Annotated in this window: 14 protein-coding genes; 5 read left to right on the top strand and 9 right to left on the bottom strand. The window is 47.1% G+C overall.

Features of this window, described 5'->3' with window-relative positions; translation table 11 throughout:
* Nucleotides 1–2 precede the first annotated feature (2 nt).
* Both EMM73_RS10085 and EMM73_RS10090 read right to left on the bottom strand, forming a co-directional pair.
* Nucleotides 3–596, bottom strand: coding sequence for a hypothetical protein (locus EMM73_RS10085; RefSeq protein ID WP_127686306.1), 594 nt, complete (start codon nucleotides 594–596; stop codon nucleotides 3–5).
* On the bottom strand, nucleotides 586–1110 hold the full coding sequence (locus EMM73_RS10090; RefSeq protein WP_222422643.1) for an RNA polymerase sigma factor: 525 nt from the start codon (nucleotides 1108–1110) through the stop codon (nucleotides 586–588). Before EMM73_RS10090 ends, EMM73_RS10085 begins: the two co-directional genes overlap by 11 nt.
* Before the next feature lie 220 nt (nucleotides 1111–1330).
* Between EMM73_RS10090 and EMM73_RS20045 the strand changes: the two genes are divergently transcribed.
* Together EMM73_RS20045 and EMM73_RS10095 are read left to right on the top strand one after the other, a co-directional pair.
* Entirely contained in the window at nucleotides 1331–1471 is a 141-nt protein-coding gene (locus tag EMM73_RS20045; RefSeq protein ID WP_186435176.1) for a hypothetical protein, read from the top strand.
* A gap of 3 nt (nucleotides 1472–1474) precedes the next feature.
* Nucleotides 1475–1753: a superinfection immunity protein gene (locus EMM73_RS10095; protein WP_127686307.1), complete on the top strand. Its 279-nt coding sequence runs from the start codon at nucleotides 1475–1477 to the stop codon at nucleotides 1751–1753.
* A gap of 12 nt (nucleotides 1754–1765) precedes the next feature.
* On the opposite strand, the gene EMM73_RS10100 is transcribed toward EMM73_RS10095, so the two are convergent.
* Genes EMM73_RS10100 through EMM73_RS10115 form a run of 4 tightly spaced genes read right to left on the bottom strand, consistent with a single transcriptional unit; the run spans nucleotide 1766 to nucleotide 7256 of the window.
* The gene (locus EMM73_RS10100; protein WP_127686308.1) at nucleotides 1766–2863 is read right to left on the bottom strand and encodes an MBL fold metallo-hydrolase; all 1098 of its coding nucleotides are present in this window, start codon (nucleotides 2861–2863) and stop codon (nucleotides 1766–1768) included.
* A 32-nt stretch (nucleotides 2864–2895) separates the two neighbouring features.
* Nucleotides 2896–5313: an ABC transporter permease gene (locus tag EMM73_RS10105; protein ID WP_127686309.1), complete on the bottom strand. Its 2418-nt coding sequence runs from the start codon at nucleotides 5311–5313 to the stop codon at nucleotides 2896–2898.
* Nucleotides 5306–5995, bottom strand: a complete 690-nt coding sequence (locus tag EMM73_RS10110) for an ABC transporter ATP-binding protein (protein ID WP_127686310.1) — start codon at nucleotides 5993–5995, stop codon at nucleotides 5306–5308. The genes EMM73_RS10105 and EMM73_RS10110 overlap by 8 nt, the downstream gene beginning before the upstream one ends.
* 10 nt (nucleotides 5996–6005) lie before the next feature.
* Nucleotides 6006–7256 (bottom strand): efflux RND transporter periplasmic adaptor subunit, encoded by a 1251-nt coding sequence (locus tag EMM73_RS10115; protein ID WP_127686311.1) that lies wholly within the window; start codon nucleotides 7254–7256, stop codon nucleotides 6006–6008.
* A 238-nt stretch (nucleotides 7257–7494) separates the two neighbouring features.
* Here EMM73_RS10115 and EMM73_RS10120 point away from each other — a divergent pair, with 238 nt between their 5' ends.
* Both EMM73_RS10120 and EMM73_RS10125 read left to right on the top strand, forming a co-directional pair.
* Nucleotides 7495–8856 carry a sigma-54-dependent transcriptional regulator gene (locus EMM73_RS10120; RefSeq protein ID WP_127686312.1) on the top strand — a complete coding sequence of 454 codons (1362 nt, stop codon included), beginning with the start codon at nucleotides 7495–7497 and terminating at the stop codon, nucleotides 8854–8856.
* On the top strand, nucleotides 8846–10162 hold the full coding sequence (locus tag EMM73_RS10125; RefSeq protein WP_127686313.1) for a sensor histidine kinase: 1317 nt from the start codon (nucleotides 8846–8848) through the stop codon (nucleotides 10160–10162). Before EMM73_RS10120 ends, EMM73_RS10125 begins: the two co-directional genes overlap by 11 nt.
* 219 nt (nucleotides 10163–10381) lie before the next feature.
* Here the strand turns inward: EMM73_RS10125 and EMM73_RS10130 are convergent, their stop codons facing one another.
* From EMM73_RS10130 to EMM73_RS10140, 3 genes are all read right to left on the bottom strand, one after another.
* On the bottom strand, nucleotides 10382–11011 hold the full coding sequence (locus EMM73_RS10130; protein ID WP_186435177.1) for a hypothetical protein: 630 nt from the start codon (nucleotides 11009–11011) through the stop codon (nucleotides 10382–10384).
* Between the two features lie 98 nt (nucleotides 11012–11109).
* Complete coding sequence (locus EMM73_RS10135) at nucleotides 11110–11628, bottom strand: hypothetical protein (protein ID WP_127686314.1); 519 nt, start codon at nucleotides 11626–11628, stop codon at nucleotides 11110–11112.
* A gap of 22 nt (nucleotides 11629–11650) precedes the next feature.
* Nucleotides 11651–12631: a hypothetical protein gene (locus EMM73_RS10140; RefSeq protein WP_127686315.1), complete on the bottom strand. Its 981-nt coding sequence runs from the start codon at nucleotides 12629–12631 to the stop codon at nucleotides 11651–11653.
* Nucleotides 12632–12827: 196 nt separating this feature from the next.
* On the opposite strand from EMM73_RS10140, the gene EMM73_RS10145 reads away from it, so the two are divergent.
* Nucleotides 12828–13365: transposase (locus EMM73_RS10145; RefSeq protein ID WP_186435178.1), on the top strand; the 538-nt coding region annotated here is incomplete at its 3' end.

The following is a 13365-nucleotide window of genomic DNA, read 5'->3' on the forward strand; positions in this document are numbered from 1 at the left end:
AACTATTCGCTGCGCTGAAAGTCATCCGCTAAGCTGCTGAGCTGATCCAGTTCCTTTACTTTTTGCCGTTTTTTTTGTTGCAAACGCAACATCATCAAAAGACAAAGTGGGCATGCCACCAGACTGTAAAATAGCAGCAGGTCTGTTGGGATCTCTGCAAGTTCCCACCACTCTAGTAGCCACAACAAGCCAGAAAATAACATCAAGGCAGCACAGGACAACTGGGTGTAGAGGTAGTAACGCAATGTAAGCTGACAGGCCCGGGCGCGAAATTGTACTAAACCGCTGCTGCTCCAGTTGCCATAAGCAAGAATAGGTCTGTGTACTGTCCAGCCGATATAAGCTGTGCTAAGGGCCCCGAATGTAAGGAACACTGCTGCCAGATACCCCAGCCATCCCGGCATAGCAAAGGCTAGCCAGCAAGCGGTCATCAGCATCACTACTGCACTAAGCCATTCACCGTACATCAACCATTTTTGTTGGCGTTGACGTTCTGTGGCTTGTGCCAGATCCGTCTCGTTGGGCAACTGCTCAGTTGGGGTTTTCTGTTGTTGCCAGCTTTTGGTCAGGGCGGCAAAATCAAAATTATCTGCCATTTTGCATGATCTCCATCAGTTCTGTTTTAGCGCGATTTAACCGCACCCTTACCGCCCCCTGGCTTAGCTGCAGAATTTCTGCGATCTCAGGGGCATCCAAATCTTCCATCGCCAGCAAAATAACCTGGCGGTTGGCTGCAGATAAGCGCCGTACTGCCTGCATTAACTGCTGACTTTGCTGTTGCTCACCAACTTCAGCCGAAGGGCAATCCTGAACTAACAGCTGCTGATGATCTTCATCCAGCGGCTGCCATTGCTGGCGTTTTGCTCTGGCTATGTGATCAACAGTGACGTTGTGCACAATACGAAACAGGTAAGCGCGTGGCAGCTCTGCGGACTGAATGCGCGCAGCCGATTGATGCAGCGCCAGAAAAATATCCTGCTTTAAATCCTGCCGTGCTGCCGGGTCTGCTTCTGATGCCATCAGAGTACGGCTGATCGCAGCCTGATTCTGTTGCCATAGCTCCAGTAAAAACTGTTCCGACGACATAAGGCTGGTGGTAGATAGAGTCAAAAAACCTCCCTGTTCAATATCTTAGAGTTTTCATAAAAGTTATCACTCTGCTCTTAGTAAGTCTGCCCCTGTTGTCAAAGTGTTACAAAAATAAAATAAAAAAAATCTGTAACAGCTGACAAGAAGGTTACGACTTCTTAAGCAAACAGAATAAGTCTGTCTGACATGAAAACTTAAGCTTTTGCTAACTGACCTGACGATCAACAACGAGGATTATTTGATGGAAACTTTAAACTACTGTGTTTCTGAGCTGACGACTGAGCTTCACTCCAGCGATGCTGAATTTATGGTGCTGTTTATGGTGTTATGGCTGGTGGCCTCTGTACTGCAAAACAAATTTGAAACCAACAACGAGGAGTAAGACATGGAAACTTTACAACAATTTTTCGACACCTTTATGCAAGCATGGCAACAAGCGGATCTGGTTTTTTTAGTGGTATTTGGTCTGTTGTTTTTGGTGGTGTGGTTTTTGCCCAGTCTGCTGGCTTTGGCATTGAATCGCCAACATGCAGCGAAAATTGCTTTGCTTAATATACCTGCAGGCTTTTCCTGGATAGCCTGGGTGGCTTTAGTCGTCTGGGCTGTAACAGGCAAACTGGGCGATAAACTGGCTGAAAAAGCCAGTTTAAAGCCTGTCGCCTGATCGTCAGCGTCTTTACAACTGCACGCTATCCCCTTCATTTAAAATCAGCAGTGGCACCTGGCTTTTCAGGTGCTGCTGCATATGCAGTAAACGTAACAGTGGCGAGTGTGAGCTAATGTCGCCCATCTGCCAGCTGGCATTGCCATAGCCCCAAGGGATCATCACTTTACAGCCGAGTTCATTGGCGGCAATCAAGGCATCTTCAGGTGTGGTATGGACATAGCGATACCAGTCACCGTCGGTGTCATGATGATAAGAGGCTATCGGCAGCAGGCAAATATCAATATCACCGTATTTTTGCTGAATATCCTTAAAATGGGCTGAATAGCCGGTATCACCGGCAAAAAACAAAGTTTTGCCGTTTTGCTCCAACAGCCAGCCTCCCCACATAGCCTGATTATGATCGTTAAACAATTTGCGGCTGTTAAAGTGGTGTGCCGGTACTAAATGGATATTCAGTTCACCTAATGTGCTGTGGCTATACCAGGCTTGTTCAATAATGTTGTAGCCAGCTTCTGGCATATAGTCGGCCATCCCCAAAGGCAGGTAATAGGTAGGGCTGTTGCCTAGTTGCTTTATGCTGGCGTGACTAAAATGATCGTAATGCAAGTGCGAATACAACACAGCGTCAGTGGCAGCCAGTTGCTCTGCAGTCAATGTCGGCGTGTAGGGCCGTTTAATAATACCAGCCAAATGCTGAGCCCAGTTTACAGGCCAGTCAAACTGACCAAACACTGGATCAAACAGCAATTGCTGGCCATCCGGCGTCTTGACTAAAAAACTGGCATGGCCAAGCCACTGCAGACTAAAACCGCTGTTTAACAGAGGTGCTTGTTGCACACCTGTATAGCGGCAATCCTGGCCCGGTGTCTTACACTCCACTGCCTGATGCGCCGGATAGCAGTCAGCCTCGCAGTTGGCCGGATACTGGCGCTGCTCCACTGGCGTGCGATACAAATTACGATAAGTGCCTTGATGCTCAGCATCGGTAAACTGCTCAATGACTGCATCTTTGCCTAAATGGCGTTGGATCTTGTTTGGTGTACTGCAGGCGTTGAGTAACAGTGTGCTGCCAAGCAGCAGGCCCGCTGAAATCAGACTGAGTTTCATCAATAATCCTTTATTTATCATTGGTTTTTTCATTATTGCTGTCTTAATACCATAGCCGGTTTGCGCCCTGCAACCTGCCAGGCTAAAGCTGCCACTGTACACCAGCAAATGGCGAAGGTTGCCGCTGCTGCCAGCAGATACCACAGCGGGTTTTGGCTGATACGTACGCTAAATGCGCTGAGCCAGCTGTTCAGTGCCCAGAAGGTGGCTGGCATGGCGAGCAGGGCGCTGATGGCCATCAGTTTGATGTATTCGCTGGCCAGTAAATTCACCAGATTAAAGCGCCCTGCACCCAGTACTTTACGCATTGCCACTTCGCGTGAACGCTGCTCGGCACTAAAAGCGGCCAGACCAAATAACCCGACACAAGTTAAGGCTATGGCCAGTGCGGCGAATAGTGCTATCACTTTGCCCTGACGTTGTTGATTCTGATAAATCGCATTGTAATCATCACTCAACCAGCTGAGTTTTAAATCCTGACGCTGCAGACGCTCAGCCAGCAGATCTTGCACTCTGGCACGGGCGGCTAGGGCCTGCGTTGGCTCTATGCTAAGCATGATATTGGCGTACGTCATAGGCGAGCGGCCACAAATCAATAGTAAAGGCTCTTGTTGTTTTAAGGCTGACCCCACCTGAATATCTGCAACCACACCCACCACCTGCATACGCAGTACAGGAACATCTCCTGGCAGCAGCCATTGTTGGCCAATCACATCCTGCAGATTTTCGTAACCCGCTTTACGTGCCAGCGATTCGGTAATGATCACTGCAGCTGTGGCATGATCGCCGTGCGTCTGATACCAGTCGCTTTGATAAGTTTCGCTAAAATCCCGGCCAGCAAGCAAGGTCAGGCCTGCAGTTTTGGCAATATCAAACCCTGTGCCCAGCTGTGAAATAGGCGGGAGTGCAGTGTCTTGTGTTTGGCCCGGCAGTTGAATATTCATCGCCTGAGAAATGGTATCGGTGATTTGCATATCCAGTAGAGAGACCGCATGAACACCTTCCACCTGTTGTAGGCTTTGTAACAGATTTTTGTTTTCGGCATAAAATAGCAGGCTGTTATCTATTGAGTTCACCATTAATCTGGCGTTACGCTGATAACCAGTCGGCTGATTTTGCAGCAGCTGCAATTGCTGTTGCAGCACCATGCTGGATACCAGCAAACCTATAGTAATAGCGCCTTGCAGTACCAGTAAGCTTTTACGTAACCAGATGGCCGTGTTGCCACGCTGAAAGTCGCCACTCAGTACTTTTTTCGCATCAAAGGCCGAGATAAATACCGCCGGATAGACACCAGCCAGAAGGCCGACACTCAACACACTCGCCAATAAACTCAGTCCAAAGTCGCCGATATAATCCAGCTGAAGAGGACGGTTTACTAAAAGATTAAACTCGGGTAATACCAGCTCTACCGCAACAGCTGCGAATAAACCGGCACAGCAGGCAATCAGTAAGGACTCCAGCATAAACTGTACAAACAGCTGACTGCGGCTGGCACCCAGAGCTTTGCGCACTCCTACTTCTTTGGCGCGCATCGCAGCGCGGGCTGTGCTCATATTAATAAAGTTGATGGCGGCAATCAGCAGCAACAAGGCGGCTAATACCAGGCAGATATTCACTGTGCCAGCTGAGCCATTGACTTCAAATTCATAAGCTAAACTGGAGTGTAGATGAATATCCGTCAGGGCACGCAGTTGCAGTTCAGTTACTTTGCCGCCCTGATAAGCTTGCTGGTTCAGTTGAGTGGTTAACTGCTGCAGCATGCTGGTTTGATCCAGGTCTGCAGGTAATTGGATATAGCTATAGACGTTATTCACCGCCAGACGGCCAGCAGCGATTTCATCGCTGATGCGGCGCAATGAGCCGGCCTGAAAATGGCTTTGCTGTGGCATCCGATACAGGGCACTGACGCTATAACGCTGTTCGCCCAGTTGCAACTGCTGGCCAAGCACTTCGGTATGACCGAATAGCCGCATGGCCTCCTGCTCAGACAGAGCTATCTGGTTTGGCTGGGTTAAAGCGGCAGTTAAATCACCTTGCAACACCTCAATCTGGAAAAAGTCGGTGATATTGCTATCCACAGCCTGGGCTTGTTCCAAGCTCAGTTGCTGGCTGGAGCCCGCTAAGCGCAAAGCGGGTGCGCCGCTATTAATACGGCTGACCTTAATCCGCTTATCATAGTTTTCCAAAACAGCTTTCATTGCCGGGCTGGAGACGGGAAAGCGCTGATTCACCGGAATAAAAAACTGCTCCAGCCGGTAAGTAGAGCTCGCATTTGGATGCATGCTGTCATACCCCAGTTCATAGCTGGCGTAGAGTAAAATCAGTAAGGCAGAAGCCAAACCTGTGGTTAAGCCCAAAAGGTTCAGCGCTAAATGGGTTTTATGCCGCAGTACGGCGCGGATACCAGTGGTGAAATAGTTACCTATCATGCTGAAGGAGTTAAGCATATTTCGCCTCCATGACACGCTCAGTCATGATCTGGCCATCCAGCATCCGGATGATGCGGCTGGCGTAACGTGATTCATGCTCAGAGTGAGTCACCATCACTACAGTAGTGCCTTCGCGGTTGAGCTGACGCAGCATCTGCATCACTTCTTCGCTGTTTTTCGAGTCCAGGTTGCCTGTAGGTTCGTCGGCTAAAATCAGTGCCGGATTAATCACCAGAGCGCGGGCGACGGCAACACGTTGTTGCTGACCGCCGGATAGCTGTAATGGCAAATGATCGGCCCTGTGGTCAATTTGCATGCGTTTTAAGATGGCTTCTACCCGCTGTTTGCGTTCAGCTGTGGCAATGCCCTGATACTGCAGCGGCAGCTCAACATTTTGAAATACCGTTAACTCATCAATCAGGTTAAAGCTTTGAAACACAAAACCAAGCTGGGTTTTACGCAGTTGTGCCAATTGTTTTTCGCTGTAATGGGCAATGTCGGTGCCCTGAAACAAATAAGAGCCGGAGCTTGGGCTGTCCAGCATGCCCAGAATGCTGAGTAGAGTCGATTTACCGCAGCCAGAAGGGCCCATAATGGCGACGAAATCCCCTTGTTCAATCACTAAATCAATCTGGTTCAGTGCTGTGGTTTCAAGCTCCGCAGTACGAAATACGCGGTTTAATTGCTGTAATTGGATCATGGAATAGTCCTTATTGCTCTAATTGAATAGTATCGGCTTGCGCAAAATCGCGATAGCCGGAAATGATCACCTGATCACCGGCACTAAGGCCGCTGACAATTTCAATCTGATTGGCGCTTTGTTTACCCAGGGTGACGGCTTGTTTGCGAGCTGTGGCGGTTTTGCTATCCAGTACATAGACATACTGGCCCGCACCGTCGGTCAGGTAAGCACCGCGTGGCAGCACCAGGGTTTCGCGTTGCTGCGCTTCGAGTTGCAGTGTTAAGTTCACCGACTGACCACGTTTTACCTGCTGCTCGCCCGGCAGAGTAAATTCAAGTTGGAATTGGTTATTTACCACCCGGCTGTCGACGCGGCTGACAGTCAGCTGCAACTCTTCTGCATTCAGGCTGGCAGTGGCTTGCATGCCGGTACTGACGCGGCTTAAGTAAAATTCATCTACACTGGCCACCAGTTTGTAACGGTCCGGAATATCAATCTGGCCCATGCGGCTGCCCGGCGCGCGGGATTCACCGGGTTCGACGTTAAACTCACTTAAATAACCGCTGACGGGCGCCCGCACCAACAGGTTTTGCACATTCTGCCGGGCAAATTCGAGGTTTTTGGTCAGCATGGCCACACTCTCGCTTAACTGGCTTAATTGCTGCTGGCGAATGGCTTCATCTTGTTTTTGCTGTTGATGCGTCAGCGCTAAACGTTGTTGCTGATAGCGCAAATCCTGCTGCAAATTCAGCAGGGTTTCTTTGGCCAAAACGCCGCTTTTAACCAGTGGCTCTGTCTGGGCCAGATTACGTTTCAGCGTCACCAGTTGATGTTCAATATCCAGCACATCACGTTTCAGGTTTAATCTGTTGGTTTCAATAGTCATTTGAGTGTTGCGCAGAAAATTCATCTGCTCTGTCACCTGAGCTTCGCGGCTGATCAAATCCAGCTGCAGCGCTGTGTTGCTTAACTTGACCAGCGGCTGACCTTGAGTAACAAACTGGCCTTGTTCCACCAGTTTTTCTTCGACCCGGCCACCTTCAATCACATCCAGAAACACCGTTTGCTGCGGCATCACATTGGCGCGCAGCGCTATGCTTTCTTGCAGGTTTTGCTGTTGCACCAGGGCTGTGCTGACTGAACTGAGTGGCAGCGGCAATGACATTTGCGCGCTGGCTTGCCAGTTGCTGCCAAACCAGGCTGTGCTTGCCAGCAGCACTATCACTGCTGCTGGTGCTGACAGGCGACGGCGGGTGCTTGGGGTGATCTTCTTATCCATGGCGATGCTCCAAAAAAATGCACTCTGTGGGCTTGAATACGCAATGGCTGTGCCAAAAAATAAAGCTATATATTTCAATGATTTGAATTTTTGGTTCTTGAAAGCTGTCCACTGGTGATACAGCCCACTGTCCATAAATGGACAGGGTGAAAAAGCCTTAAGTGATTGGATTTAAAAGACTGTTGCGAAGGCATGGCGTTTTCGGTAGGGTGCTGGAATCAACCGCAAGGATGTATAAATGAAACAGCCCTATAAGGTACTGGTACTGGATGATAACCACGACATTCTGATCGCCAGCCGTATTTTTTTGAAGCAGCATTTTGTCCAGGTCCTGACCTTACAGGAGCCTGCACTCTTGCTGACGACATTGAACTCGGAGCACTTTGATCTATTGCTGCTGGATATGAATTTCAGCCGCGATACCCAAAGTGGTGAAGAAGGTTTGTTTTACTTAAAGCAGGCAGTAAAGACCCAGCCAGAGCTCAAAGTAGTGATGATGACAGCTTATGCCGCCTTGCCTTTGGCGGTCAAAGCGATGCAAAGTGGGGCGGCTAATTTTATTGCCAAACCCTGGCAGAATGAGCAGCTATTACAGACACTGCAACAGGCGTTGCAACAGCCAACTCAACCTAAGCCAGCGTCGCACAAGGCAACAGAAAACGCAGCTACTATTCCACTTTTGGGTGAAAGCCAGGCTATGCAGCAAGTGCTACGTACTATTGATAAAGTAGCGGCGACAGATGCCAATGTGTTGCTGCTGGGCGAAAGCGGCACAGGTAAAGCTTTGGTCGCTCAGGCTATTCATCAGGCCTCAAAGCGTGCTGCTGCAGCATTTGTCAGTGTGGATATGGGCAGTTTAAGCACCAGCCTGCTGGAAAGTGAGTTGTTTGGCCATAAAAAAGGCGCTTTTACCGACGCAAAAAGCGATTATGCCGGCCGTTTTGTTGAGGCCAGTGGTGGCACTTTGTTGCTGGATGAACTGGCCAATTTAGCCTTGCCACAACAAGCCAAGCTGCTGACTGCACTGCAAAACCGAACTGTGGTGCCAGTCGGCGCCAGTCAGGCGGTCGCTGTGGATATTCGCTTAATTTGCGCCACCAACGAAAACCTCTATCAGGCTGTAACCGAAGGCAGCTTCCGCCAGGATTTGCTCTACCGCATTAATACGGTGGAGATAGTGTTGCCACCGCTGCGTGAGCGTAAAGAGGATATTCCTTTGCTGCTCGATTGGTATCTGCAGCATTATTCCCAGCGTTATCAGCGCGATGGCTTACACATCAGCGCCGCCGATAAGCGCACTTTGCAGAGTTACGACTGGCCAGGTAATGTGCGGCAACTGGCGCATGCGGTAGAGCGCGCTGTGGTATTGGCGGAGGGCAATACAGTGGATTTTAGTCAGTTGCAAAGTTCAGCCCTGAATCCAGCGATAAGTTCGGCATCGGAGCAGAAAGCGGATACAGATTTTTTCCTCGAATTTGTTGAAGAAAAAACCATCCGGCAGGCGCTGCAATATTATCAGGGCAATGTCAGTCAGGCAGCGAAAGCGCTGGGCTTAACCCGTGGCGCTTTGTACCGGCGGTTGGAAAAATATGGCCTTTAACACCCGCTTGCTGCTATTGCTTGGCAGTTTTGCTGTGCTGCTGATTTTAAGCTATCGACAATGGCAAGATGGATCATCAGCTTTTGCCGTCGCCTTAACTTTGGCTGCAGTATTAGCAGCCTGGTTGATCTGGCAACAGTGCAGCACCCGTCAGCGCCAGACCGCTTTGGTGCTTAGAGCTTTGGCGAATCAGGATACTTCGTTAAACCTGCGCGACCAGCCTGAATTGCAACAGTTGCTGGCCCAGGTGCAGCAGCAATTAGGCCATAGTCGCCAACAAGCGGAAGCCAAAGCTCAGTATTTGCAAACATTGCTGAGCCAACTGGATGTTGCTGTGCTGGAGTTTGCAGCTGACGATCAGTTACTGCAAGCTAACCCGGCGGCGCAGCGCTTACTGACGGCAGCACAACAGCAACAGCTGCAACAAGGTCGCTTTGATGAGGCTAACTTAGCGCAACTGGCAGCGATACTGCAAAGCACCACAACGTATTATCAGGGCCAGTTGCACTGGCAACAACGAGGCTACACAGACCGGCTGGCGCTGAGCATAGTATGCAGCCGTATTCAGGGCCAACTGCGTAAACTGGTAACGCTGCAAAGTATTAATCAGGCACTGCTGCAGCAGGAAGTACAGGCTTATCAGCAACTGACTCGGGTGTTGACCCACGAAATTGCCAACTCCGTTACCCCTATGGCGTCTTTGGCGCAAAGCTGCCAGCAGATTTTGCCGACAGTAGACTCTGTATTAAATCAGGATGATCATGCGGATCTCAGCGAAGCGCTGACCACCATTCACAGGCGCGGTCAGCATCTGGCCGATTTTATCCTGTCTTTTAAACAGTTGAGTCAGCCAGTACAAGCGGATTTACAGCAGAGGGATCTGGTGGCTATTGTCAAAAATTGTCTGGCTTTACAGCGTGATGCCCTCAGTCAGTCCGGAGTTGAGCTAAAGACTGAGTTCCCCAACCAAGCCCTGTTATGGCTGGATGAAGCCCTGATGGAGCAAGTGCTGATTAACCTGCTGCAAAATGCGCTGGACGCAATGCAGCACAGTGAGCAGAAACAACTGAGCCTAACGCTTGAGCGCACTACACAACAGCAATGGCAACTGGATATCAGCGATACCGGACCAGGTATTGCACCCGAAGTCGCACAGCAAATTTTTATTCCGTTTTTCACCACCAAGGCCACAGGTTCAGGCATTGGCTTAAGCTTATCGCGGGCCTTATTGCAGGTGCAGGATGCTCAATTGGAATACAAACCAGCTGATCAAAGGGGGAGTTGTTTTAGTATCCGATTTGCGTAGTAGCGGATAAGTGCATTCATAATGAAAACCACGATTACCATAACACCTCTAATTAGGTGGCCAAATTCAGTGTGCCACTGCACAGCGCCTGAGACATAAAAAATGGTAATTTGTTCTTGCTCAATGCGGTTGTGTGAAGTTTTTGTTTGGCGACTGATCAGATCGCCCAAACCGCATTGATTTCCCACCTGCAAGTGATGTAATAATTGGAGCCGTTATTTAGTTGCAGAAAACATAGCCTGAACTAGCTACATGACACTGTCTCATTCCGCTGGGCGTATTAATCAAGTAATGATTGTAATTGCTCTTGGTGTTTTGTCCGAAATTTACTTGTCCTGAGGGCATAGGGATGTAGCGGTACTGAAGGGCGGCTTGCTCATTTGCAGACTGTATACCTTCACCAACTGCCATGGCTATTGCAGCTGTTGCCTCTAAAGCTCTTGCCCAGTCCTCAGCTCTTTCTCTTTTAGATATCTCAACCACCTTCAAGCCAAGCTGGTAGTCGCCTTCCATTCCCTCAGTTTCAATGACTATGACCGGGCGCAATTTTTCACACCACTCCATATTCTCTTCGCGAGTGTTTGAGCGAGAGTTTGTATAAATTGTTTTGTATGTATTGTTGTAAAGATCAGAATCAATTTCCATGACATTTAGGAGTTTAGAGGCTGCAATTCGATAATTAATGTAATCTGTGTCTTTTTTGTTCAACTCGAGACAGTCAGAACTCAAGACATCATAGGCAGCCATATATTTTCCATACTGATCCCAACCTTTAGCTTTTTGTAGTGCACATCCGGAGGTCGCAGCTATAGCTGCACCAAAAATAGTCAGAATTATGAATTTTCTCATTTAATACTCCAATATTGATTTTAAAGCTAACGATTGCTTAATGAAAAATTACGAGCGTGACGAGTAATTTTCTGAGTGCAGCAACTTGTTATGGTTTTTTAGAGCACTCTATGAAATATATGTTCATGCACATCATATAGATAAACCTTACTAAACCTAGAATCTTTAGATTTAATAGCCTCCTCAATTTTATTTTTTTCAGAGGTAGCTAGATCTTTAGCGCTAGAAAATGGATTTATAATACCGACCAATAAAATACCACTTCCGTACTGTTTATATACATTCCTTATCGAGTCTTTATCGTATTTTTTGATAATAACGCCTTCTAATATCGAGCTAAATTGCTCCTCAGGATCGATACAGAATCGCTTTTCTTTGGGAGTAGGCCTAGGTAGCTTATCATCAGAAACATTTGTTGTAATACTCTCTGCAAGCTCAGGACTAAAGAAAGCATCTGTTATTTCAATCCAGCTTGGATTACCATTTATAGTGATAATTGCATCAGGTGGTTCTGGCTTACTGATAACATCAATAACATCACCAAAAGAGGCTGCGTACCTCTTAAAGCTATAAATTACAGAGTCTTCGTGTGCATTCATGATTTCATTTCTATTCATAACTCAGACTCAGAATCGAATATCATACAAAATTTTTTGTAACATTACGTTTACTCCAAAATGCAGATTTTATTTTATCAACATCATCACGCATAATACTTGAATCATCGATCAGGTATGCTTGAGTTTGCGAATTATTAACCATGAAATACTTTCCATTTTTTCGGTATACTTTAAATGTGTAGATGTATTGAATGAAATAATTCTCAGTGGTAGAGAATATATTTTTCAAGCCAGCTGCGACGAAGTGTTTAAATATGGCTTGTGCAACATAGTTCAGTCTTTCCATAATGCCCATTTTAAGTGTAAACATTGTGTATGAATCTGAATCATCAAATGCAACAAACAGCTCGATATGCTCACCTTCAAGCTGGCCTGAAAAAACAAAATTAACTACTCTCCCATCAAGTTTTTCGTCACCATCTTTATCTATAACAAATAAATGCTCTGCTTCAGAATTGAGATAAACCACCTTGTTGTCGCGAACGATGGCTAAAATATCAACTTCTGCTTCCTCTAGTCTAATTCCTCCGCTGACTTTTAGCTTATCTTCCACTATATTGCCTTGTATTAACTTTTCAACACTGTCCTCAATAAATTCAAAGTTTTCTTCGAACTGCGCATAGTCTGATAATTCAAAGAATCTCATCACATTGTTCCAATCAACAACATGACAGTTATTTATTCGAGGGATCAAGAAATCAGTAAATGTTGAATCAAACCGCTCTCTACTTTTTATTATTTGATAATCACACCTTGCACTTTCTATACATTTTGCTACTTCAAGTAGATCTCTATCGGGTGAAAGCAGTCCATATTCTTCCATATTTATTGTACGTTGAGCTTTGCCTAATAAAGTCTGCTCGGCACCTGTAAAAAGAAGCCTGCTTTTTTGAGCTCTCCTAGCCTTCAAAATCCCGATTGGAATTGCCAAGATCAAAACTATCGGAATCATGATGATATTAATAATAATGCCAATTAATTTCCCTAAAAGATTCGCCATTATTTTTCCCTTATAGATATTTCTGCTTTAGCTGTTTAAGTTACATATTTCAACGAATGTCAGACCGTATAAGCATAACTTTTTAGCGTTTTATCCGGCGTTCGAGACGGATATGCGTCTGTTTAACGGTGGGTATGTTCTTTGTTGGTACATATGATGCTAATAGAGTTTTTATATTTAGGGAACCGCTGTCTGTATGATTATTTTGGACAACTCAAAGTCGGTTTCATCCAAAGTCGGTGTCAAACGCTTCAATTGGGTCATTCACGCCTATTGTCTGATGACTAATCATTACCATCTTCTGCTTGAAACTCCGGATGCCAATTTAAGCGCAGGTATGCGTCAGTTGAACGGTGTTTACACCCAGCTTTTTAACCGGGCGCACAAAAGAGTGGGGCATCTGTTTCAGGGGCGCTATAAAACGATACTGGTGCAAAAGGACAGTTATCTGCTTGAGGTGAGCCGTTACATTGTATTAAATCCGGTGCGTGCGGCCATGGTGGATAGCTGCGAAGAGTGGCCCTGGAGTAGTTATGTTTTTACCTGCCATTATCAGGAGCCTCCGCCATGGCTGGCAGTGGACCAGTTGTTGTCGCTCTTTGGTAACGAGTGGTCACTTGCCATTCGTAAGTATCAGGATTTCGTATTACGCGGGGTGGGAAAAAGTTTGTGGCCAGAGGTCAAGCAACTGATTTATCTGGGTTCTGATAGCTTTGTCAGCGAAATGCAAAGCA

This window comes from Rheinheimera sediminis, assembly GCF_004005375.1.
Lineage (GTDB): Bacteria > Pseudomonadota > Gammaproteobacteria > Enterobacterales > Alteromonadaceae > Pararheinheimera.